17 protein-coding genes are annotated in these 23691 nt (G+C 39.5%); 7 read left to right on the plus strand and 10 right to left on the minus strand.

The features are described from left to right. Positions 1 to 33: 33 nt before the first annotated feature. The 6 genes from nirD to BCL90_RS26035 all read left to right on the plus strand — a co-directional run bounded on the left by nirD (position 34) and on the right by BCL90_RS26035 (position 8145). Positions 34 to 381, plus strand: coding sequence for a nitrite reductase small subunit NirD (nirD, locus tag BCL90_RS16060; protein WP_121285009.1), 348 nt, complete (start codon positions 34 to 36; stop codon positions 379 to 381). A gap of 58 nt (positions 382 to 439) precedes the next feature. Further along, positions 440 to 835 carry a hypothetical protein gene (locus tag BCL90_RS16065; protein ID WP_244095097.1) on the plus strand — a complete coding sequence of 132 codons (396 nt, stop codon included), beginning with the start codon at positions 440 to 442 and terminating at the stop codon, positions 833 to 835. Between the two features lie 38 nt (positions 836 to 873). After that, positions 874 to 2241: an MFS transporter gene (locus BCL90_RS16070; RefSeq protein WP_121285010.1), complete on the plus strand. Its 1368-nt coding sequence runs from the start codon at positions 874 to 876 to the stop codon at positions 2239 to 2241. Positions 2242 to 2276: 35 nt separating this feature from the next. Next, a complete protein-coding gene (locus BCL90_RS16075; RefSeq protein WP_121285011.1) occupies positions 2277 to 5825 on the plus strand; it encodes a nitrate reductase in 3549 nt (1182 codons plus the stop codon). 328 nt (positions 5826 to 6153) lie between these two features. Then, the gene (locus tag BCL90_RS16080; RefSeq protein WP_208529886.1) at positions 6154 to 6660 is read left to right on the plus strand and encodes a nitrate reductase associated protein; all 507 of its coding nucleotides are present in this window, start codon (positions 6154 to 6156) and stop codon (positions 6658 to 6660) included. 3 nt (positions 6661 to 6663) lie between these two features. Further along, the gene (locus tag BCL90_RS26035) at positions 6664 to 8145 is read left to right on the plus strand and encodes a rubredoxin (RefSeq protein ID WP_121285012.1); all 1482 of its coding nucleotides are present in this window, start codon (positions 6664 to 6666) and stop codon (positions 8143 to 8145) included. 156 nt (positions 8146 to 8301) lie between these two features. Here BCL90_RS26035 and mobA read toward each other — a convergent pair whose 3' ends face one another. After that, positions 8302 to 8901 carry a molybdenum cofactor guanylyltransferase gene (gene mobA / locus BCL90_RS16090; RefSeq protein WP_121285013.1) on the minus strand — a complete coding sequence of 200 codons (600 nt, stop codon included), beginning with the start codon at positions 8899 to 8901 and terminating at the stop codon, positions 8302 to 8304. 434 nt (positions 8902 to 9335) lie between these two features. Continuing rightward, the gene (locus BCL90_RS16095; RefSeq protein WP_121285014.1) at positions 9336 to 10019 is read right to left on the minus strand and encodes a Crp/Fnr family transcriptional regulator; all 684 of its coding nucleotides are present in this window, start codon (positions 10017 to 10019) and stop codon (positions 9336 to 9338) included. A gap of 197 nt (positions 10020 to 10216) precedes the next feature. Here BCL90_RS16095 and BCL90_RS16100 point away from each other — a divergent pair, with 197 nt between their 5' ends. Beyond that, positions 10217 to 10417, plus strand: a complete 201-nt coding sequence (locus tag BCL90_RS16100; RefSeq protein ID WP_121285015.1) for a hypothetical protein — start codon at positions 10217 to 10219, stop codon at positions 10415 to 10417. 522 nt (positions 10418 to 10939) lie between these two features. Here the strand turns inward: BCL90_RS16100 and BCL90_RS16105 are convergent. The 8 genes from BCL90_RS16105 to BCL90_RS16140 all read right to left on the minus strand — a co-directional run bounded on the left by BCL90_RS16105 (position 10940) and on the right by BCL90_RS16140 (position 23559). Further along, positions 10940 to 12616: a trypsin-like peptidase domain-containing protein gene (locus BCL90_RS16105; RefSeq protein ID WP_121285016.1), complete on the minus strand. Its 1677-nt coding sequence runs from the start codon at positions 12614 to 12616 to the stop codon at positions 10940 to 10942. A 2-nt stretch (positions 12617 to 12618) separates the two neighbouring features. Further along, complete coding sequence (locus BCL90_RS16110; protein WP_121285017.1) at positions 12619 to 13206, minus strand: TlpA family protein disulfide reductase; 588 nt, start codon at positions 13204 to 13206, stop codon at positions 12619 to 12621. A gap of 67 nt (positions 13207 to 13273) precedes the next feature. Next, on the minus strand, positions 13274 to 15130 hold the full coding sequence (locus tag BCL90_RS16115; protein ID WP_121285018.1) for a protein-disulfide reductase DsbD domain-containing protein: 1857 nt from the start codon (positions 15128 to 15130) through the stop codon (positions 13274 to 13276). Positions 15131 to 15154: 24 nt separating this feature from the next. Beyond that, positions 15155 to 16288 (minus strand): TlpA disulfide reductase family protein, encoded by a 1134-nt coding sequence (locus tag BCL90_RS16120; RefSeq protein ID WP_121285019.1) that lies wholly within the window; start codon positions 16286 to 16288, stop codon positions 15155 to 15157. A 146-nt stretch (positions 16289 to 16434) separates the two neighbouring features. Beyond that, positions 16435 to 17853 carry a PKD-like family lipoprotein gene (locus BCL90_RS16125; protein ID WP_166792222.1) on the minus strand — a complete coding sequence of 473 codons (1419 nt, stop codon included), beginning with the start codon at positions 17851 to 17853 and terminating at the stop codon, positions 16435 to 16437. Positions 17854 to 17863: 10 nt separating this feature from the next. Beyond that, positions 17864 to 18673, minus strand: a complete 810-nt coding sequence (locus BCL90_RS16130) for a DUF4843 domain-containing protein (RefSeq protein ID WP_121285021.1) — start codon at positions 18671 to 18673, stop codon at positions 17864 to 17866. A 30-nt stretch (positions 18674 to 18703) separates the two neighbouring features. Further along, on the minus strand, positions 18704 to 20194 hold the full coding sequence (locus BCL90_RS16135; protein WP_121285022.1) for a RagB/SusD family nutrient uptake outer membrane protein: 1491 nt from the start codon (positions 20192 to 20194) through the stop codon (positions 18704 to 18706). A gap of 32 nt (positions 20195 to 20226) precedes the next feature. Beyond that, positions 20227 to 23559, minus strand: coding sequence for a SusC/RagA family TonB-linked outer membrane protein (locus tag BCL90_RS16140; RefSeq protein WP_121285171.1), 3333 nt, complete (start codon positions 23557 to 23559; stop codon positions 20227 to 20229). Between the last annotated feature and the right edge of the window lie 132 nt (positions 23560 to 23691).

Below are 23691 nucleotides of genomic sequence, written 5' to 3' on the forward strand. Positions count from 1 at the left end.
ATAACTTCTACAAACCTTATAAAACCCCAAATTATGAATGAACAATCAAACTGGCTGGCTGCCTGCCGAGTCGAGGATGCCATTGAGAACGGTGGCGTTTGCGTAAAACACGGTGAAGATCAGATTGCACTTTTTTATTTCACCAGAAGAAATGAGTGGTACGCCACGCAAAACGAATGCCCACACAAAAAGCAAATGGCATTGAGCCGTGGAATGATTGGCTCTACTACCGATGAACCTAAGGTAGCCTGCCCTTTTCACAAAAAAACATTCTCATTGAGTACCGGAGAATGTTTAAGCGGCGATGAATGTGCGATAAAAACCTATCCTGTAAAGGTAGAAAACGGAACTGTTTATATTGGCACTACGCCAAAATCTTAACCTGACCCAGTAAGATTTAAATTTTTCCGGATAAAAATTTAACCTAAACCAAACCGACATGAAAATTTCTAATTATGTAGCCCTAACAGGCTGCCTTGCACTTACCTTGTTCTTTTTTTCTGCTAAATCGCAAACTAAAGCCGTTTTATTCGATGGAACTATCGTTGCTGGTTACGTTGATCATGGTGCTTTTATAAACTGTACCGGACCAAGCATAAAATTTAGCAAAAAACCTTACATAGTTTTACTGGGGTTACTTCCAAGTTTACGAATCAAAGAAGATAAAGTAGCTGCCGGTGCGCCAAAAAATACGGCCCTTACCCCTAACCTTGGCTTTGGTTTAACGGCAGCATTTCGCCATATCGCCTTACAAGTGCCCTTATATTATAACCCTAAAACTGCAGTCAAAAATGGCGAATGGAACGTTGGTGTAGGTTTGGGCTATAAATTTTAAAAGGAACCATTTATTTATTTACGCTTAAACAGACCGTTATGACACTAAACTCCATTACTAAACCGCTAGATAAATTAAATATATTTTCGCTTAAAGGTGTTCAGATGAAGACCTTTCATATTACATGGTTAACTTTCTTCTTCTGTTTCTTCGCCTGGTTCGGGATGGCCCCTTTAATGAAGATAGCGAGAGAACAACTTCATCTTACCAAAGATCAGGTGGGTAATATTCAAATTGCCTCCGTATCGGCTACCATAATTGCCCGTTTACTCATCGGAAGATTGATTGATAAATTTGGTCCTAAACTGATTTACACCTGGCTCCTGGTGCTTTGCGCCATTCCCGTACTATTGATCGGAACCAGTCATTCTTACACTTCATTTTTACTTTTCCGCCTGGCCATTGGCATAATCGGAGCTTCATTTGTAATTACCCAATTCCACACCTCAATTATGTTTGCACCCAATATTAAAGGGACAGCCAATGCAACAGCCGGAGGTTTTGGTAACGCTGGTGGTGGTGCTGCCAATTTATTTATGCCTTTAATTGCTTCAGGCATTACCGCGCTGGGCTTTTGCAGCACAGAAGACAGCTGGCGTTATGCCATGATATTTCCTGGTGTAATGCTTTTGATCTGTGCTTTTTTATATCACCGTTATACATTAGATTCTCCACAGGGAGACTTTAAGGATTTAAAAGATGAAAGCATAAAAAGCACCAAAAACACCTTTTTGATCGCGGCAAAAGATTACCGTACCTGGATTTTAACCATTGCCTACGCAGCCTGTTTTGGTGTAGAAATTACGGTAGATAACTTTGCACCGATCTTTTTTACAGATTCTTTTGGCGCAACAATAGCTATAGCAGGTATGGTTGCAGGTATTTTTGGCTGGATAAATATTTTTGCCAGGCCATTGGGTGGCATTGTTGCCGATAAAATTGGTAAAACATGGGGATTTGATGGCAAAACACTTTTACTCGCTTTATTGCTTTTGGTAGAGGGAATCGGTTTAATCTGGTTCGCAAAATCGGGCAATATCGGAATGGCCATTTTTATGATGTTTGTTTTCGGCTTAAGTTTAAAAATGGCCAATGGTGCAACTTACAGCCTTGTTCCATTCATTAATCCGCTTGCAGTTGGTAGTGTAGCAGGTATTGTAGGCGCTGGCGGAAATATCGGAGCCATGCTTATTGCCTTTATGTTTAAAGCCAAAGCCAGTCATGCTTCTAAAAATGTAATCGAAAATGGCCTTAACGTTCAAAAAGACCTCATCGATTATACCAGTGCTTTTACACTACTTGGTTTTATCATCCTCGGAATCGGCGTGGCAGTATTCATCTTCAGAACCGTTATGGCACAAAAAACTGCTGAGATAGAAGACCTGGTCCTTACTCCTGGCAAATAAAGAACAAAACAAAATCTACTATACAAGCCGATCATTTGAAAGAAGAAAAAAATATATCGCCGAATAAAACAACCACCTGCTGTTATTGCGGGGTGGGCTGTGGTATTGTGGTAAATAAAGATATCCATGAGCGGATAACTGTTGAAGGAGACAAAAACCATCCTGTAAATAAAGGGTTGTTGTGCAGTAAAGGCATGAATCTTCATTATACAGCAAATGACAAAAGTGACAGGCTGCTCTACCCCGAAATGCGCTACAATAAAAACATGCCCCTCCAGAGGGTAAGTTGGGATACTGCATTGGAAAGGACAGCAGCTGTTTTTAAAGCATTAATTAAAAAAAACGGCCCGGACAGTGTTGCTTTTTATGCCAGCGGACAGTGTTTAACAGAAGAATATTATGTAGTAAATAAACTAATTAAAGGATTTATCGGTAGTAATAACATCGATACCAACAGCCGCTTATGTATGAGCAGTGCGGTTGTTGGTTATAAAATGAGTCTTGGTGAAGATACTGTACCCATTAGTTACGATGATATTGAAATTACCGATTGTATTTTTGTTGCGGGCGCAAACCCAGCATGGTGCCATCCTATCCTATGGCGCCGTGTTGAAGCCGCAAAACAGAAAAATCCTGATTTAAAAATTATTGTCAGCGACCCCCGGAAAACACAAACCTGTTCAATCGCCAATGTTCATTTACAGCTTAATCCGGGTACCGATATTACCCTTCACCATGCTATTGGCAGATGTTTGATTGAAGATGGAAAAATTGATAGTGATTTTATCATCAACAGCACTAATGGTTACGAAAAATACCAGGCTACCGTTTTTGCTACCTCTTTGGCAGAGGCAGCGGCTATTTGTGGCATCAAAGAAAGTGACATCCGTTTAGCTGCATCTCACATCGGTAATGCAAAAGGTTTCATCAGCATGTGGACGATGGGGCTTAATCAAAGTGTGGTGGGTACTAACAAGAACCTTTCGTTAATTAACCTGAATCTGATTACAGGTCACATTGGCAAGCCTGGAAGCGGTCCTTTCTCACTTACCGGACAGCCCAATGCCATGGGGGGGCGCGAAGTTGGCGGTTTAAGTAATTTGTTACCTGCACATCGGGTTTTAGACAATGAAAATCACCGTAATGAGGTCGAGAAATTTTGGCAGATCCCCTTGGGCACCATACCAGCTAAACCAGGGTTAACTGCCACCGAAATGTTCGATGAGCTGAATACCGGTAAATTGAAAGCAATATGGATTTTATGTACCAATCCGCTCATCAGCCTGCCCGATGTTCGCGTAGCGGAAGAAGGTTTAAAAAAAGCAAAATTTGTAGTTGTTCAGGATATTAGCAATACTGTAGAAACCTTAAAATATGCTGATGTGGTTTTGCCTGCAGCGGCCTGGGTTGAAAAAGAAGGCACTATGACCAACGCAGGACGTTATATCTCTCACCTCAGCAAAGTAACCGAAGCACCTGGAGAAGCGCTGCCAGATTCGGAAATCATCTGCCGGTTTGCAAAAAAAATGGGCTATCATGGTTTCGATTTTAAAAATGCAAGCGAAATATACGATGAACATGCAGCCCTTACGGAAGGAACTAATATCGATATCAGCGGACTTAATTATGAAATTTTAAGAGAGAAAAGAGCCGTACAATGGCCGTACCCAAGGCAAGAAAATGCCTTTGGAACAGCCAGGTTATTTACCGACCACCAGTTTTATACGCCAGATAAAAAGGCGAATATTTTATCATTTGATGATCAGAACCAATCGGAAGCTTTAACGCCACAACACCCTTTGATTTTAACCACTGGAAGAATCAGAGACCAATGGCATACCCGAAGCAAAACAGGCAAGGTAAATAAACTGAACCAGCACATCAGCGAATCTTTTTTAGAAATTAATCCTATTGATGCAGAAGTTCGAAATATTAAAGACAATGATATTATCGAAATTTCCAGTTTACGTGGAAATGTACGTGTAAAAGCAAAATTCTCTGAAGACATTAAACCCGGAGTAGTTTTTATGCCCATGCACTGGGGCAAAATTTTAAAAAGTGATTTAAACCGGGTAAATAATCTCACCAATAACCTGGTCGATCCGCAGAGCAAAGAACCTGATTTCAAATTCAGCGCTGTACAAGTTAAACTATATAAAAAAGCCCGGCAAAAGATTATTGTGATCGGTGCAGGTGCCGGTGCCTGTGGTTTTGTTAAAAGTTACAGGGCCTTAAATACTGAAGATGATATTGAGATCTTTAGCAAAGAGAATTTCCCCTTTTACAACAGGGTACTTCTCCCCGATTATATTATTGGCACTTTACCCTGGCATAACCTCATTAAAATGAGCGACAGTGAGGAAACAGACTATAAGATAAAACTACACCGTGGTTTAGGTATCGACAAAATCAATAAAGAAGACAAGACCATTACCGATAGCAACGGAGAAGTTCATTATTACGACGTTCTGCTTCTGGCCACCGGAAGCAGGGCTTTTGTACTTAAAGATCTCCCAAAGCTAAACGGCATATTTACTATGCGTAGTCGTAACGATGCTGATAGCTTTAAAAAACACATCGACACCACAAATGGAAAAGTAGTGATTGTAGGCGGTGGTTTATTAGGAATCGAACTGGCTACATCTTTGGCCGAAACAGGATCAAGAGTGACGATAATCCAAAGGATATCAAGATTAATGGGGCGTCAGTTAGATGCATTAGGCAGTCAATTACTGCACGAAGAACTAATTAGCAAAGGCATAGAAATTTTCTACAACGATGAGGTAGACCGTATTATCGGTGAAAAAAGCATTTCGGGTCTGCGTTTAAAAAGCGGTTTATTGCTCGATTGTGAATCGTTAGTAATTGCCATAGGTACTGTCCCAAACACAGAACTGATTAAAGAAGCTGGAATTGAATGCAAACGAGGAGTAGTGGTTGACGAATACCTGAGAACCAATGAAAAGGACATTTATGCCATTGGCGAAATTGCAGAATTTAATGGTCAGATGTATGGCATTACTGCAGCAGCAGAGCAACAGGCCGAAATTGTAGCGCGGTTTCTTTGTGGAGATATAGCGAAATTTTACCAGGGTAGCTTGCTTATGAATATCCTCAAAATGCACAGTTTAGAACTCTGTTCATTGGGTTTGGTAGAAATACCTAATAACGACCCTACTTATGAGGAAATTGTTTTTATCGACAAGGCCAAACGCTATTATAAAAAATGTATTGTACACAACGATAAGTTGGTTGGAGCGATATTAATTGGCGATAAGAGTGAGTTTCTGGAATTCCGCAACCTGATTGAAAATAAAATGGAGTTGAGCGAAAAGCGACTCCAGCTGTTAAGAAGTGGGAAAACAACCGAACCCATCATCGGCAAAACAGTATGCAGCTGCAATAATGTTGGTGAGGGTAATCTGATCAACAAAATAAAAGACGGTTGCAAAGATCATTTGCAACTTTGCCAGCTCACAGGTGCCGGAATGGGCTGTGGTAGTTGCAGACCAGAAGTAAAAGCGATTTTAGATTCGTTTGTAAATGTGCTTAAGACAGAACGAAAACCTGCTTTAATAGAATAATGATAAACTGTGTTGGTTCTTTATAAACGTGTATCATACCTGAGGGGTAATTTATTTTATAAAATCAATATAAATGGACAGATGGATAAAGAAAGTGAATGGCCACGAATTATTGTCATTTCGACCGCAGTGGAGAAATCTTTTAAATTTGATTTCAATAACTTGATACAAAGATCTCTCCACTTCGCGTTGCTCCGGTCGAGATGACGACGAATTTTTCAAACCCGTTTATTAGTAAAGTATTGGGAATCGTGAAACAACAACATTAAGATTCCCGCCTACGCGGGAATGACGATAGATTGTTAAAGAATATTTAAACTAAAATAACATGATGAAAATAAAACTCACTCCTTCAGAATTTAAAAACCTTAAAGGGATTGAATATTTTAAGTTCGAAGAAGATTTTATTGAAGAAAATGTACGTTGTATCCCGATGATTGTGCGTTTTAAAATGGATGCCGCAGGAATAAAACTAAAATTGGCCGAATGGAGCAAATTTCTTCCTACTGAAAGAGTTCAATTGGCCTCACTTCCAATTTCAACTCAGCAACAAACTGATAAGTATCATCAGTTTTTAATTGGCTTGATCACTAAATATACAGGAAACCAGGCGACAACTCTGGCCATCGAACCCTTACCCGACTGGGGAAATTTACATCAAATCCCTGCAATGCTTAAGGAGAAACTGGCTGAATTTCAATTGCATCTTTCCATCAACCAATGGAGAAAACTCACTAATATCCAAAGATTTGCACTTTTAAAACTATGCCGGCCAGGGCACGAAAATAAGAATTTCTCTAAAGCAATAATAGAATTTGGACTTCTAAATCCTTAAGCCATGTATCAAACCATTATCATTAACTTTTCAGGCGGCATTATATCACCGGGCAATCTGTATAACATTCTGGTTGCGGCAACAAAAGCAAGAATCCAATATGTTCGTTTTGGCCTTCGTCAGCAGTTATTGATTGACACTACAACTTACAATATCGATATATTTACCGGTGAACTGGATAAACTTAGGATCGATTATGAAATAGATAGCAATAATTTCCCGAACATCATCAGCTCATATCCGGCCGAAGAAATTTTTATCCGTAAAACCTGGCTTACTGAAGGCGTATATAAAGATATTCTGGATGACATCGATTTTAAACCTTCTGTAAAAGTAAATATCTGCGACAGCGACCAGAGTTTCACGCCCATGCTAACAGGGAATATTAATTGGATTGCCTCTTCACATTCAGAACATTACTGGCACCTGATTATCCGCTTTCCTAAAACAAATGTAACCTACGAGTGGAATCAACTCTGTTACACTAACCACATCGCACAGGTAACCAAGTCGTTAGAAACCATTATCAAAAATAATCCAACGCGCTTTATAGATAATACTTTGGCTAATGGCGAAGAGCTTTTTGCCCTTTTAGACCAGGACAATTTTATTCTTAAAGCCGCAGAAAATACAGTTTCCCTTTCTTCATTCAACCTGCCTTATTACGAGGGTTTGAACCGCTATAACAACAAATACTGGTTGGGTATTTACAGGCGTGATGAACTGTTCAGCATCGCATTTTTAAAAAAACTTTGTCAGCTTTGTTTAGATACCAAACTCGGTCAATTGTGCTGTACATCCTGGAAAACCATTATTGTAAAAGGGATTGACGAGAAAGATAAAAAACTCTGGAATGCCCTGCTCGAAGAATATGAGATTAATATGCGGCATGCGGCCAACGAGCTAAATTTTCAGGTGGAAGATAACTGCAACGAAGGTTTAGCATTGAAAAGCTTACTGGTTAAACATTTAAGCATTGATGATACCCGAACCTTTGGCATTTGCTTTGGTATTAAAACCCGCAAAAAAAGTGAGGTTTTTAGTAGCATTCTGATCCAGAAACGTCATCTTATTAATTTGCTGGGTATGAAACTGTTCCCAGTTTATGATATTTTGTGTGCGAAAGATTTCAACCCCAACGAGCGTACCGGCGAAATCTTTAGCCGGAGCAACCCCGGTTTTCTACTGCCAGAACAACTCAGGCGGGCTATATTTAAATTTTACAAATACCGTTTAAATGCTATTAAAACAGGTAAGCAAAAACAGAGTTCTCAAGTAGAAGAAACCGCAATAAAAGTTGGCACTTTTTTATATCAATGTAACAATTGTTTAACCGTGTACAACGAGCGGATCGGGGAAATTGAAAATAACATTAATCCAGGTACGGCATTTAAAGATTTACCGGATGATTATTGTTGTGCACTTTGCGAAGGAGAGAAAAGTAATTTCACTAAAATAGATCAGTCCGTATTACAATTATTGTAAATCTGCAGCAATAATTTATTTGTTTCTAAACGCTTATCAACTCGATAATCATGCTGAACTTGTTTCAGCATCTTTTTTTTTGCAAATAGACCCTGAAATGAATTACATGCGGTGAGCTCGCTTAAGGCTCGGTTTACTTCGTAGCTTTCCGCTGCACTACAGGTCAGGGTGACGATACCGTTTTATCTCCTCTTGTGAGTTAAAATTCCCAAAATAACGGTATTCATGATCATCTACGCTAATTTCACAAACCCGAAAATTACTTAAAGTGTATTTCATGCTGTGCCTGGCTAATCCATTGGATTTTAGCAGATTTATAATATTTCTCAATCCTTCCGCTTTATAAATCCCACATAAGGGCTCCTGTCGCCCATCTTTGGTAAAGATATAGGCGTCGAAAGTACCATCAGCTTTGGCTGAATGGATAAGTTTTTCCAACAATCTGGTTTCCATCAATAAGATATCGCAAGCCAATAAAAACAAATCCTCTTCAGGATTTGATAAATGTGCAGAAAGCACGCCCAATAATGGCCCTCTAACGTCAAGCGAAGGATCATCGACAATCAGCTGCTGATCGCCGAAATAACCTGTATAAATGTGGTGCTGTAATGGATTAATTGAAAACTTTACTGGGAGGTTTAGCGATATCAGTTTATCAGCCGCCACCTGCGTCCAGAGTTTATCCTGATGCTTAAGCAAACCTTTATCAGTACCCATACGCAAACTTTGTCCGCCACATAAAACGATTCCCAACATATTGTATCAATAATTTAAAACTTGTTATTAATTAAGTCTGGCGAAACAAATGTTTTGAAAAGACACTTCGACTACGCTACAATTGACGTTATTTTACAAATTATTATTAATCAGAACTTTAATTACTTTAGTATTTCCGCCAAGCTAGGCCATAGCACGATATCCCCGTTCTGCTTAAATCCGGCCTAACAAATTTTTCGGGTTGCACTGCCTAAGCCAACCTACTAGCTTCGAAAGAAAAATTTTCAGCCGGTGTTTTTTGTTTCTTTTTGACACCAAAAAGAAAGAGCCCTTCGGCGGCGGCGAGCCGAGGCAAGACCGCGCCGTAGAATAAGAGAAAACAGTTGTACGTCACTCATATTGATTTTAAACAATTAATTAACCCTCAGGGTGACAACAGCGAATTTTAAAAACTTAAAAAGTATAAACCTTAATTATTTACTACTCAAATCCATTAATCCACCTTCGTTTAAAATGCCAATCTGCTTTCCGTTAACTACAACCAATTTTTCAGCGAGTAGCTCATTCATTGTTCTAAAAACGGTTTCATAAGTTGCACCAGTAAAAGCAGCTAAATCCTGACGGCTTAAAGCCAGATTTAAAAAACCCTCTTCGTCTAGTCCAAACTGATCTCTTAATCCTAAAATGGCTACAGCAAGTCTTCCCTTAACCGACATTAAAGCCAAATTACGCATTTTCTTTTCCGAAGCATGCAGTTCATCTGCATAAAATATCAATAAACCATAGGCAAATTCCTGGTTTACTTTTATGGTGGTTTTAAAAAATTCGATATCTACAAAACAAAGTTTAGTGGTTTCTAAAGCAGTTGCTGAGATTGGGTAGGTAGAAGTGTTGCTGCTAATTCCACGATGTCCGATTATGGCACCATCATTTGCAAAGCGTAAAATCAGTTCTTTATCGCCCCATTGTTTATGCACTTTCACATTGCCTGAAGTTACAAAATAAACACCACTAACAGGATCGCCTTCTTTGATAATCACCTCCCCTTTTTTTGCAATAAAATTCCGTTTATGACCTTCAATAGCAGGATGCCATTCTTTTAATGTGAGTTGGCACATAAAGCAGGTTTTAAGATCGCAGCTATTGTTTTTCTTCATATTTATCAGGGATGTTGGGTAAAAATAACAAATGATTGCACAATTTTACGCTATCGAAAACAAATTTGGCGGTTCTTCACTATTGTTGAAAATTTTATAAGAATAAAACTCACTGAAATAGAACGCTTAGCATTTTTTATATCCATGTTTACAATAAAGAAGTTTAAAGATATGCCATCAAATCATAATTTTGTGTTATGGCAAATACAAACGTTAGAAAATCAATCCAGAATAAGATCGAATCATTAGGTAAGGAAATTGAGACCTTACAGGCAGAATTAAAAAGATGGGAAAAAATTGCAGCCGATTATGAAACCAATTCGGAAAGCATTGATTTGATTTTATCGATACAATTACCTGAAAAGCCAGAACCTAAAGCTAAAAGGGTAAAATTGTAAAAGATTAAAAAGAGGCTGTTTCATACACACCACTTTTTGGAAAGCAGGTGCAGCGCTCTTCGGTTTGGGCAGCCCTTCTTTCCGCTTCTATCTTTTTGTGAAAGTAATTGCACACATGATGTGTTCTGCAGCAAAAAGTATAGCCGCTACAATAAGGTTTAGTTAACCTGGGGCTGTGTAGTAACCAAGGGCAATTCATTCAGGCCCTTTGAATTTTAAGCAATAGATTCCTTGCAGAAAAAGCGTGCTTAGCCCCGGGCATAGCGGCATCCCCAAAGCGCAGCGAAGGGATATAGCGAAGCACGGGAAACAACTTTAATAGTAGTACAGTCAATGCGCTTCAAAAAATGCATCGCTTATTGTTGTAGGAACGCAGGTGTAGCGTACTTCGGTTTGGGCAGTCCTTATCGGTCGGTGTCTCACCGACAGAAATATGTTAAGTAATAAATCCTAAGCGGTGGTCGGTGTGACACCGACCACTAGAAATTCCGTGACTTCTGTGTTTCCGTGGCGAAAACTAAGCTACTGAATAGCCTTCAAAACAAAATCTATTATCGTTTTCTTCGGTACCACAACGGTGGTTGTCCGGCTATACCTGGCAATATTGATCCCATAAAAATTACCTTCCCAATCGAATACAGGCGAACCGCAGGCGTTTGCTTTAATGGCGGCATCGTGCGTAAAAATCGCATTAAAGCCGTCTCTTCGTCCTGATTTCCCGCCTTCAAATTTCTCTGCCGGATGATTAAATACTGACTGCCCCCTTCCCTCTAGTTTTAATGTTTTACTCATCTTACCCGAACCATTTCCCCATTCAAAAGTAAGCTCATCACCTGCCCAATATTTTAATATTTCTGGTGCAAACTCACTTGCCTTTTTAATGAGTTTTCCGTTAATGCTGATTAGTTCGTCGCCAACTTTTATACCTGCTTTTTCTGCCGGGCTGCCCTCTTTGATTAGCGAAAACTGAACGGGACTGGAATTATAAACTACCATTGCGCCCAAATAAGGCTGACTGTTAATTTTAGGCAAATTAAATAGTGCACTCCCCAAAACACTATGCATCACTTTGCCTGAGGGATCAATGCTATAAAGAAGTTTACCCATCTCTATTTTAACACTATTGCTATCAGAGATATTTAAATCAATCCCACCGGTTATCCGCTGTTTGAGTTCGAATAAAACCAGGTCATTTTCCTGATCTTTTCCAATTAACTTAATCGGCACTACGTTCCCATTAACATCACAGTGCGCTTCTTCGCCGACCATCGTATTTTTAGTCAACAAAAGCTGTTTTTTAGCTCCATTTGCAGTATTAACATTCAACAAAGTGGCGTAAATATTCCGGGGGTTCCCTTTAATCATACTTTTTATCGAAAAGCAGCTATTTTTAGGCGTTGGCAGGTCAAAATCAGGATGTAAAGCCTTTTTTTTACTTTCTTTTTGTAATAGTAAAGATAATGGATCTGTTTTCACACTATCCTTCTTTTCCGGGAAGGCCGTATAAAGTCTTTCGCTGTTTAAAGCCGTCCAATAGCGACGATAGAGGTCAACGGGAATTTCGAAATTCATTTCTTCCGAAACATCAATGGCACTGTGTAATCCGATTACGCGGCCATAATAATCGAATAAAGGTCCACCAGAATCACCTGGTTCCATTTTGCAGGTGGAGCGAATAAAGCCATATTCATTTTTCACTTCTGCAATATTTCCTAACCTTAATGTTGGCAGCGTTTGATTTAAGGTTTCGGGATATGAAATACTAATACAAGGTTCATTTTTAACCAAACTTGCAGAATAACCCATCTCAGCAAATGGATAGGTGCCTTTATCGGTAATTTTCATCATGCCTACATCCGGAATACCTGGTGTCTCCTTATTGTCTATTTTACCTAAAGCCAGGGTAATACATTCGCGCCCATCAGGAAAAAAGACCTTATAATTTTTACCAGGTAAAATGGTATGTGCTGCCGTTAAGATATAACCGTCTGCACTGACTACCACGCCACTAAACTGAGCACTAGTTCTTTGGTTCTGCTGCACATCGAAACCCCACATCCTTACACTTGCAGGATATGCTTTTTTAACGGCCAGGGCGATGGTTTCCTGGAATTTAGCAACCTGCTTTTTCTGTGCAGCAGCATTTAATCCGGGTAGCATCACCACCGTTATCAAAATTCCCTTGATATAATTATTCATGATTACTTATGATTTTTTGCCAATGTAATCCGCTCAGAAATTTCCTCAAGTGCATCGGCATCAGTTCCGGTGAAACCGGTAAGTTTAAATATAATTTTGCCTGTTTTATCGATAACGAATTTTGCAGGGATGGCACTCACACCATAATCTTCAACTGCGGCGTTTCGTCCTGCTTCATTTTTCAGATCCATCAGCACCTGAAAATTAAAGTCCGATTTTGCAATGTATTTCTTCACATCTTCAACGGGTGTTTTGCTGGTTTCCCAGGTATGGATAAATAAAAACTTTACAGAAGGATCATTTTTATAGGCATTAACCGCTAACTGCATTGCAGGAAAAGACTTTTTGCAGGGTACACACCATGTTGACCAGAAATCGAGCACAATTACTTTTCCTTTCAGGTCTTTTAACGATACCACATTTCCGTCAAGATCTTTTAAGGTAAAATTAGGTGCAGGCACAGCAATTATTTCTGATAAAAGTTTATTGTGCAAGGAATCAGCTTTGTTTACAGCTGTTTGTGCCGATACAGAAACACGTGCAAACAGACACAAAGAAGCCAGGAGGCAAAGCCTCAAAAAAGATTTCATATTTTAAGTTAAAGAGTTAAAAAAACGGCAAGGCCATTTTACCGGCCATGCCGAGCGCATAGATAGCTTAAATGAGTATTTCCAATATCTTTTCTTTCGGTGGATAACATTTGGTTTCGTCACATACCTGATAGTAAAGACCACATTTTATTTTAGTACCGGCTTTTGCCTTGCTGTAATCGACCATTATCCTAAAGTTTGCCTTTCCCTCAAAAATAAACATGCCCTCATTGCCTGGATATGGAATAGCTGCTGTAGTTTTCCATTCCTGATCAGCTATTGCGCCTTCAGGAAGTTCGAGGCGGGTTTCGGTTACCACGAATGGATTATCTTTGGATACATAAGCATAAATATGCCAGCCTTTTAAAATTTTGGCTTCGATAAGTAAACTGTCTTTTTTATTGCCATTGCCCGGAATAAACCTTGCAGAAACCGCAACCGGATCGGCTGTGGTCGGTTCATCACTTATAATCGATTTTGGCAATTGATAGCTTTGTTGCTGGCTAACAGGAAGGCTTTTTCCATAAGAATTGATCATAAATTTGAAGCCACCAGACTCGGTATAGAAGAGCTTATTACGGTTTAAATTGAGCCAGTTTCTCCATTCAGTTGCTTTGCTGAATTTTTCAGTGGTGTAACGTTCGAGCAAGCGTTGAGCCATCGCTTCTTCTTTGCCGGCCTCCAATAAACTTATGCATTTATCTAAAAGCGCCACCTTACGATTAGAAATACCCAGTTTTTGTGCATCACGATCTAATTGAAGGGTATACACACCTGAAGGATAGAAATACTCATAATTTTGACGGTAATACTTGTGATAGAGATTGATGTCAGTACCATAAATGGCAAACAAACTATCGCCGGCATAACCTTTTACGTAGCTCTCAAATGTTTGGGTATCATTGGTTATCGGCATTTTCAAAAACATTTCGTTGCCATGGCCAATATCTTCGCCTTTTGCTTTTTTATCCTTTAATTCCTGTTGCATTTTCAGCATCCGCAGGTTCCCTTCCCGTCGCGAAACAATAGCCTGATTATAAAGATCTTTGCTTAATCGGTAGATTTGTTCATCTATGCCGCTCCGCGTTTCGATCTGCACTTTTTTAACAATAGCCGGAAGACGATCGAATTTTTTGATATAACAGATGGTGTTTACAAAAACATCTTTGGCCTCCTCTGTCATATAATCAGGAGAGCCTGCAAAACCCCACATAAAATAATTCCCCTGACGACCTAATGCAACTGCTTCGGCATTTTTAAGACAAACGCCTCCAGAAATAGACTCAGCGTCAGGCGAATCATTAAATCCTTCGCCATGAGAAACCATGCCAATCAGGTAAGGTTCTTTTGAAGAAAAGCCTTGCTTTACCACCTGCCACCTATCCATTACTTTTGGTGTACCAACGCCCTGATGACCATTAAAAAAAGAACCTGGAGTCGGTTTTTTCACCATGGTTAGCTTTACAGCATTTGGGGTATTAAAAATGGGATGGTCCTTTTTGATGTTCAGTGCTTCATCATCCAGGCACTGGCAGTACCAATCGAACTTTAAACCTAAAGGTAAACCCACATTGGGTGCCATGGCGTGCATTAAAACCATCGGACGGCTAAAATTTGGCGGCAGCGCCACCGGCCCGGCATCCATCAAAGTTACATCAACCCCATCAGACATTTCTACTTTGTAATCGGCTACATCCACTACCTTAATCTCAGTAAAACGCTGTTCCAAAAAGGCTTTAAAATCTGCCATTCTGGTTTTGTACATTTTTTCGATAACCGCTGGGGTAGTTGAATAATAAACTACATTTTTAGGCATTGGCTTATCGGGATTATAGCCCACATATAAAACCTTTAATGCAATTTTCTCAGTTCCAAAAGTGAGCAGCGAAACCAGCATCAGGCATGCCGTTAGCATCTTTTTCATTATCTATATTTTATCGGCCAGTAACTAATTGAATATTTCAGCAAGCTTTTTGTTCAAAGGCTCGCCACGCAAGCCATTGCCGATAATTTTGCCCTGCGCATCTACCAGAAAACTTGCAGGTACTGCCCGTACACCATATAAACGGCCCACTTCGTTGTTCCATCCTTTCAGGTCAGAAACATGAATCCAGTCTAAACCATCTTTTTCAATCGCCTCTAACCAACGTTCCTTTACATTATCCAATGAAACTGAAATAATTTCAAAGCCTTTATCCTTGTAGGTTTGATATTGTTTGACCAGGTTAGGATTTTCAGCCCTGCACGGTCCACACCAGCTTGCCCAAAACTCAACCAGAACCAATTTTCCTTTTAAGCTGGCTAGCGAAACCGGCTTGCCTACTACATTGTTCTGTGTAAAAAGCGGCGCAACGTTTCCAACAGCGGTAATGCCGCTTGCAGCAATACGCTGAGCGAGTTCTTTACCCATGTCGGTTTCGCGATAAGCTTTGTTAAGGGCGTTAAAAAGCGGTTCAACCTTGGCTACATCAACCTTGCTTCCGGCAGCTTCTGAAAGTGCTACCAAAGCGAAATATGATGTTGGGTGTTCTTTGACAAATTGAAACTGTTTCTCTGTTCTGTTCTGGATATTCTTTCTGAAACGCAGATCTACTGCTTTCATGTAAGCGGTATCTTTTTGCTGCTCAGGTGTGCCGCGGTTAAAATCGATATTAACGGCTTTGGTAAGTGCCATAATGGTACCACCGATGGCTTTGTTGTAGGCATCGTATTCCTGGTAAACTTTCGAGCCAGCAAAAACAGCATTTTCCAAAGAATCTTTTGAAGTGATCGTTACCTGTTCCTTACCGAAATAAAAGTAAATCACATCTCCGGTATAAACGGCCTTACCTTTACCCCCACCAGTATGATCCAGTGCCATACGGGCATAGGCATTGCCAGAAATATTTCCGGTAAACCTGAAACTTCCGTTAACAAGTGCTACGGAATCTTCGTGACTCACACCGTTATCCATGTAATCAATATAAGCCATTGCTGGTGCACCCAGCGAACCTATTTTGCCTGTTAAACTAAAATTTGGCGCCTGTGCACAGCTTAAAACTGGTAACAATAAGGCCAATACTGCTAATTTTATGATTTTCATTTGTATGTTTTTTATGGTTATAATTTACATGAGGCTGTATCATTAATTGTAATTCAATCGAAATGCCTTGTAAGACATTTTAAACAGTTCCTTCGACAAGCTCAGGAGGCAATTCTATATTTATGAGACAGCCTCATGGACTAAGGTTATTTTCTGATTGCGATATCTACAGGAGCACCTGGAATACCCTCAATCTTTTTGAGGAATGCGCCATTCATTCCCGTAGCAATATTTAAGAAAGAAACGGTTTCTTCAGTTCCCACCATTAGTGTTTCCTCATCTTCGCTCAATTTTAGCATCGTGATCGTTTTGCCGCTAAAGCTGGTAGCCAGCTCTCTGAGTTCTTCATTTACAGGATTATACCGATAAACTTTACTGCCATTGGCAATATAAATTACCCCGTTTTTAGCACCACTCCATTTTGTATTTTCGTTAATTAACTCCTGACGTACAAAAAGACGTTTATGTTGAGGCGTAAAGGTAAACGGCCCGTTAAACTGAACATTGAACTTTAATTCGTAAATCTTTCCATCGGTTCCTTTACAATAGGCGAAACAATCTGCATTATTAAGTTGCTCCAAATGAACAAGATCCATCCCAATATTTAAAGGATCGAAGGCAGTTGTTGTGGTAACGGAGTATTGGGTACCAAAATAAACAGGTGCTCCATAAAGATTGATCCTGACAAATTGCTTTCTGTTTTTGTCGAAGCCAATAAAATAAGTAGCCGATTGCGTAAAGCTCATCACAAAAGAAGGAGCCAGCTCATAATCACCATCAGCAGGTAAGCCGAACATTCCATAAGTAGCTGCCTGGTCCCATGTACTTGTTGTTCCACCGTAAAATTTACCATTTACAACGCCCATCATTACCCCCTGAGGATGTGAGATCAGTGAACTCACATCCAAATCATCTGGCGATGTAAAAAAGTTATCTTTAAGGGTATTAGGATATTTTGGATCTTCCTGCATGGTATTTGGTTCCAACCTGATTCCACCTTTTTTTGTAATGATCCAGTATCCCAATAAGTTATTTGTAAATGTATTTTTTAGCAGAAATAAATTTGTGGGGTTTGGAGGCAAATCTTTTCCCTGCATGGCCCTGTACAAACGTGCCTGCACGTTACCATCTGGCTTTACAAATGAGAACTGTGTGATTCCATTTTCAATACTCAGTACCGTTGTACCACTCGCAAATTCGGTTCCACCGTCTACGTAAAAATTATGGAAATATTTCATTCCATTTGCCTTATTAAATACAGTAAGGCGTGCAGAATATCTTTTAGCCTGCAAACCAAATATAATCCTTAAAGCTGGTCCGGTATAGAGAACATCATTCCCTTCCATTACACTAATTTTCCATTGAAGTTCTACATTGGCAGCATCCACGCCTTCTATTTTTGGTTTGATGATCAAACTATCTCCAACACTTGCAGTGTAAACAGAATCGAGGTTGGCCAATTTAGGCTCTACAGGCATATCGATATCGTAATTACCCAAGTCTTTATGACATGCGGCTAAAGAAACCACGCCAGCTATTAATAAAATTAATTTTTTAATATTCATGTTCTTCGAATTAAATAACCTCATTGCCATTTTCATCTATAAAATAATATTTACCATTCTGCATGTTTTTCCTTAGCAGCGTTTTTTTAGACGGATTACTCTTGTTATAGAAATAATAGCTATTGGTATTGCCTGCAGTTACTTCTTCGATGACATAACCTTTTGCTGCATTTTTGGCTACCCAATTAAATGGATTATTTAACATCGTGGTTAATAAGCCTATATAATACAGGTTTTTCGGTGCATCAAGTCCGTCGGTAGTGAGGGAGGTTTGCCCGGTTACCAGAATAAATAACTCATGTTTGGTTCTCGAATAAGGAGGAAGCGGCCAGCTATCCCACCAGCTTGGTTTTTCCAATTTGGAAGAGAATACAACTTTTGCCCTGATCAGATAAGGGTTTTCGATGCCCAGATCTGACGTACCGGTTAATTTGATGAGTATCGAAACCGATCTGTTTTCAAGTTCCTTATCCTTATTATAAATCACCAAAGGAATGTATCCTAACCCATTGTTAGGAAGGATTGAATATTGAGCTTTTAAAGCTTCATAATGAATTCCAGGAGTGGCCGTAGAAGAATCAGCATCTACCCGCGCACTAAATTTCCGCTCTGCGTCTGTTCTGATTCCGGATAAACGTACCGGTAGCCACACGGTATCCTGAGCCCGTGTAGGATTATAGGCAAAGGTTCTTACTATACTGTCTTTATCTCCATTATAAATATCGAAATAAACATTAGCACTGTGATCAAAACGCATCTCTTCTGCTTTCTTGCAAGAAACAAGACAAATGATTGCGAATATTAATATGTATATTTTCATAATTTGCTATTAATAAAATTTCAAATTGTTTTATCTGCCACCATAAACAACTTCATCGTTTGGAAGAGGAAGCACGAAAATGTTATCGGAAGCCGGAATAATTACACCGGTTTGCCCTACAATGCCCCTATTGAGCCTTTTATACATATAGAATAACTGGCCTTCGGCTAACCATTCTTTACGGGCATCTTTAAGCAGTTCTTTTAATAAATCTTCTTCGCTGTTTATGGTCAAAGGATCACCTATTTGTCTCGCTTCACGAACCTGTATAAGGTAATTAACTGCGGCCGCAGGACTATTTGCATAGGAACACTCGGCAGCGATGTAATACATCTCACTAAGCCTGATCGCAGGAGCCATCAGGTAATGTAAATTTGCACCAGCCTCGGTACTTAAGGGATTTCTGCGGTATTTAACGATATCATACGATCTTGACGATTGACTGGAGGTAGCAGACAACCAGTATTTATAACGGGAATCACTTGCTCCGGCTGTTGCCTTTTCATAGATATAGTCTGCGGCATCCTCAATCAAATAAAATCCGCTGGTGCCACTTTGAAACCAATTGTCTTTTATCTCTTTTGCAGCGCCTGGTATATACCATCCAAAAACAAGTTCCTTATAAAGAATACGATCTTTCTTTGAATCTTCGAATGCCTCAAAATCACTTTTTGATGTCCATGGGAATTTTTTTGAGTCGATTACCTCTTTAGCATTTTGTAAGGCTTTAACTTTATCGTTTTTATACAGATAAACCCTGGCAAGCGTTCCGCATACTGCATAATAATTTAAACGGTGCCTTCTGTTTTGCAAGAAAAGACTTGAATTCTTCTCTTCTGTATTTTTGAGTGTATCAGTAACTAAGGGATAATTTACAATATAACCGGCACTCCGAATCGGATCAGCGATTAATAATTGTTTCGACTCTTCCAAATCTTTGATGATCAGATTAATGGTTTCTGATACACTAGAAACCGGTGTAATCTCTTTCGTGTATTTGTTAGCGTAAGGAATTCCTTTTGCAGAAGGATTTCTCAAATAAGAAGGAGCAAAAAGACGCAACAGATCGAAATGCAAATAGGCTCTTAAGGCAAGCGCTTCTCCTTTAACAATAGCATAATTGTTGCCGTTAAAAATGTTCTTTTTTGCATCTACATTTTCCAGAATCAGGTTACAGTTAACAATTGCATTGTATAAACCAGCCCATATTCTATCCTTCCGTTTGATAAACTCGCCATGTTTGTAATTGTACAAGGAGGTTTGCCTATAGTCCTGTCCGTCATCACGCATCGAAAAATTTTGCGCCAATACTTCTGTTGTACCAAATGTAAGCTCTTTACCATACAGATCTGATTCTGTACTGCGGTTATATACACCATTAATGGCTTCCATAAAGCCATTTTCTGTACTGAATAAAATTGAAGCAGCTATTTCTGATTCCGGCTCAACTTCCAGCCATTTCTTGCAGGAACTCAATATTCCTGTTATTAAGATGAGGCAGATTAACAATCTAATTTTCATGTTTTTATATTTTAAATCTGTTCATTAATAGCTTAAAAAGCTGCTCTGACAGAAAAGGTTAAACTCCTGGTAAACGGATAATTAATTCCTCGTTCTTCTTTTACTGATGACCAACGCACCACGTCATTTGCTGTTACCTGAAACATGAGACTCGACATCGATAATTTTGACGCGATTTTTTTATTCATATCATAAGAAAAGTTGACTGATTGAAGGTTGATTAGATTATCAGGTTGTATAAATCTCGAGCTGACATCGGTTTCGCCATTATCAGCTATATTTTTATAAAAAGAGAGGTCGCCTGGTTGCTTCCACTTTTCTTCAAATACACGTTTATCAACGTTATATCTTGGGTCGGCATTTTCAACACGTTCTACCAGGGTTAGGTTGTATTTATCACCACCGAAATAGGTTTGAAACTGCACATACAAGCTAAACCTTTTGTAGTTAACCGTTCCACCAAAGTAACCGCTCACTTTAGGATTAGGATCGCCGATTACAACATAATCTCTCTTATCGTAATCATATGTAAGTGTACCATCCTTTTTAAGGTAAAGTTCGCGGCCATTTTCCGGATCTATACCTAATGAACGTACGCCATAAATGGCATTAAATGGTTGCCCTTCGCTAAATCTAAGCAAAGGAATTCCCCTGTAGCCACCGTCCCCCGGCTTTACAGATTGCAGTTCGTCTGCCCTGTCGTTGTATTTCTTTAAAGCGTTTGAGATCCTTACCACCTTATTTCTGTTGGTAACCATATTCGCATTCAGATTTACCGACCAGTCTTTGCTTCTTAAGGCATCTACGGTTATCCCCAACTCCGCACCTTTGTTTTCCATGTCGCCAAGATTTTCTTTATAAGATAAAAAGCCTGTTGACGGAGGTAAAGTGATATCGGCTAAAATGTCTTTGGTAAACTTCTTATATATCCTTGGCATAATCATTACCCGATCTTTAAATAAACCGATATCAATACCGATATCGGTCATCCTTGTTTTTTGCCATCCAAGGTTTTCATTTCCGTAACTGCTTACACCGGCACCAATACCAGATGAATACCAGTTTCCTGTATTGTATTTATAAATGGTTTTTGATAGGTAAGGATCGAACTCTACCGAACCGGTAAGACCTGTAGAGGCTTTTATTCTTAGCTGACTAATTACAGGATTACCCTGCAAAAATTCCTCCTGGTGTACATTCCACCCTAATCCGAATGACCAAAATGGAGCCAGTTTATTGTTTACACCGAATTTTGAAGAACCATCAATACGAACAGTTCCATCCATAAGATACCGGTTTTTATACGAGTAGTTCATCGTAAAGAAAGAGCCAAAAAGCCGCGCATTTTCGAGTCTGCTTTGCGGTTTCCCGTCTTCAGCATAGCCTTTGGCAAAGCCTATGCTGGTAAAACGATCGTTAGCAAATCCAATAGCGGTAAATTCTTTTTGATCGCGCAGCTCTGTACGGGCATTTACACCAACTAAAGCATTAAAATAACTACCACCAATTTGCTTTAACCAGGTTAATCTGATATTACTATCCCAATAGGTTTCTTTCATCTCCCTATTTGTATATTCTCCCTTTTCATCTATTTTATCTGTTGTATACAGGTAATACTTATTTGCCATAGGAGAAGTGAATACGTCATCTGTATTTGATCGTGTGGTTACGCTCATCTGGCCCCTTAACCTCAGGTCTTTTGCCACTTCCAGATCGGCAGAGAGGTTATCAATAATTTCGGTGTACTTAGATTTATTGAAACTGCTTAAGCCAGCATCAAACAGTGGATTAAAAACATATTCTCTGGATCGGTCTGATTTTTCATATATGTCAGAAATCCTCATCGCCATGCCATTAGCATCTTGCAAGGGGTAATAAGGGTTCATCCGTACATAATTAGAAAAATCGCCATAAGGAGATTCGGTAGCGCCTACTTGTGTTATGGATAATTCATTTCTAAACTGAATTTTCTTCACATTATACTGGAAACTCATTCCTCCCGAATATTGGTCCCTTGCCGAGCCTTTCATTGCTCCCGGCCTGGTTTGGTAACGAAGATTTACATTATACCGGAATGCTTGTGAACCTCCATCCAGATTTACAGCGTGTTTATGCCCTATGGTATTACGCAAGGGTTGCGATAACCAATAACTGTTCACACCACCAACCACATTGGCTTTTTTATGGTAATAGATCTCATCCAGCTGATCCTGAGATACCTGCTGTTTCGAAGAATTGTATAAACCTGCCAATACTTCATAATCTAGTTTTTCAGCTGCATTTAAAACCTGATAATCACTTAAATCTGCAGCGGTTAGATTCAATTCATAATTGTATTCTATCCTTAATTTCCCCTCTACAGGAGTTTTAGTGGTAATCACAATTACACCATTGGCCGCGCGCGAACCGTAGATTGCCGTTGCAGCTGCATCTTTTAATGAGGTAACCGATGCAATTCTGTTCACATCCAAATCAAATACTTTCTGCACGCTTACTTCATACCCGTCAAGCATAAAAACAGGCATGTTCACGCTACCCTGAATATCGTCCCTTCTCAATACCTGCCCATCGCCACTTGGCAGTGCAGAAGCTCCCCTAACATTAATAGAAGGAATTCTGTTAGGATTGGAGCCTGCCAGGTTATTATCGATCAGTTTAAAGGAAGGATCGAACGTTCCGATACTTTGCAACAAATTTTGTGGATTTACCCTTCTCAGCTGATCTCCGGATATCGTAACTGCGTTACCGGTATAGTTATCTTTTTTAATCGTTTGATAACCTGTAACCACCACATCGTTCATCTGGGTCATCTTTGAGGTAAGCTTAACGTTTAACGTTTTAGTGCCTGTAACCCTGGCTTCAAACAAGTCGTAGCCTACATAACTAAAAACCAAAATGCTTCCTTCGTCAACATTGACTTTGAATTCGCCCTTATCATTGGTGATACCTACGCTTGCACCATTTTTAATGGAAACACTAACCCCCGGAAGCGTTTCCCCCGTAGCTTTATCAGCAACAACACCTTTAACCTCAATTTTTACCGCTAAACTTACGGCAACAACTGGCAAATTCTCTTTGCGGCTGATCACGATGGTTTTGTTAACGATGTTATAGCTCAGGTTTTGATCTTTTAAAGAAACATTCAAAGCATCTACCAATGATGTGTTATTGAACTCGACCATTACCTCTGGTTTATCCTGTAGCAATTGTCCTTTGTAAAAGAAAAAATAGCCCGTTTGCTTTTTAATCTCCTTAAAAACTTGTTTAAGTGAGGTTTTTCTTCGAGAGAGCGTTACGGTTTGCGAGAAGGTGGCTGCCGAAACATGTAAGGCGCCAACCAGTAGTAAAATCGTAGTCAATTTCATGACCAATAAAAATTTAATCTTTACCCTCCGCATGTCGCACACGGGGTTGTAAAGGGTAGTTAATTTCATACCTTTGTAATGAATGAGGTTAAAAAATAGCAGCTGGGTTTCGAAGCAAGCTGCTTGTCCAAA

This window comes from Pedobacter alluvionis (assembly GCF_003664035.1).
GTDB classification, from domain to species: Bacteria; Bacteroidota; Bacteroidia; order Sphingobacteriales; family Sphingobacteriaceae; genus Pedobacter; species Pedobacter alluvionis.

What these genes read in the sequence shown, in the direction of transcription:
- BCL90_RS16065 (WP_244095097.1), top strand. Translation starts at nt 440, where the DNA reads ATGAAAATTTCTAATTATGTAGCCCTAACAGGCTGCCTTGCACTTACC.
- BCL90_RS16080 (WP_208529886.1), top strand. Translation starts at nt 6,154, where the DNA reads ATGATGAAAATAAAACTCACTCCTTCAGAATTTAAAAACCTTAAAGGG.
- BCL90_RS16130 (WP_121285021.1), bottom strand. Translation starts at nt 18,673, where the DNA reads ATGAAAATATACATATTAATATTCGCAATCATTTGTCTTGTTTCTTGC.
- BCL90_RS16140 (WP_121285171.1), bottom strand. Translation starts at nt 23,559, where the DNA reads ATGAAATTGACTACGATTTTACTACTGGTTGGCGCCTTACATGTTTCG.
- BCL90_RS16070 (WP_121285010.1), top strand. Translation starts at nt 874, where the DNA reads ATGACACTAAACTCCATTACTAAACCGCTAGATAAATTAAATATATTT.
- BCL90_RS16100 (WP_121285015.1), top strand. Translation starts at nt 10,217, where the DNA reads ATGGCAAATACAAACGTTAGAAAATCAATCCAGAATAAGATCGAATCA.
- BCL90_RS16110 (WP_121285017.1), bottom strand. Translation starts at nt 13,206, where the DNA reads ATGAAATCTTTTTTGAGGCTTTGCCTCCTGGCTTCTTTGTGTCTGTTT.
- BCL90_RS16115 (WP_121285018.1), bottom strand. Translation starts at nt 15,130, where the DNA reads ATGAAAAAGATGCTAACGGCATGCCTGATGCTGGTTTCGCTGCTCACT.
- BCL90_RS16135 (WP_121285022.1), bottom strand. Translation starts at nt 20,194, where the DNA reads ATGAAAATTAGATTGTTAATCTGCCTCATCTTAATAACAGGAATATTG.
- BCL90_RS16120 (WP_121285019.1), bottom strand. Translation starts at nt 16,288, where the DNA reads ATGAAAATCATAAAATTAGCAGTATTGGCCTTATTGTTACCAGTTTTA.
- BCL90_RS26035 (WP_121285012.1), top strand. Translation starts at nt 6,664, where the DNA reads ATGTATCAAACCATTATCATTAACTTTTCAGGCGGCATTATATCACCG.
- BCL90_RS16095 (WP_121285014.1), bottom strand. Translation starts at nt 10,019, where the DNA reads ATGAAGAAAAACAATAGCTGCGATCTTAAAACCTGCTTTATGTGCCAA.
- mobA (WP_121285013.1), bottom strand. Translation starts at nt 8,901, where the DNA reads ATGTTGGGAATCGTTTTATGTGGCGGACAAAGTTTGCGTATGGGTACT.
- BCL90_RS16125 (WP_166792222.1), bottom strand. Translation starts at nt 17,853, where the DNA reads ATGAATATTAAAAAATTAATTTTATTAATAGCTGGCGTGGTTTCTTTA.
- nirD (WP_121285009.1), top strand. Translation starts at nt 34, where the DNA reads ATGAATGAACAATCAAACTGGCTGGCTGCCTGCCGAGTCGAGGATGCC.
- BCL90_RS16105 (WP_121285016.1), bottom strand. Translation starts at nt 12,616, where the DNA reads ATGAATAATTATATCAAGGGAATTTTGATAACGGTGGTGATGCTACCC.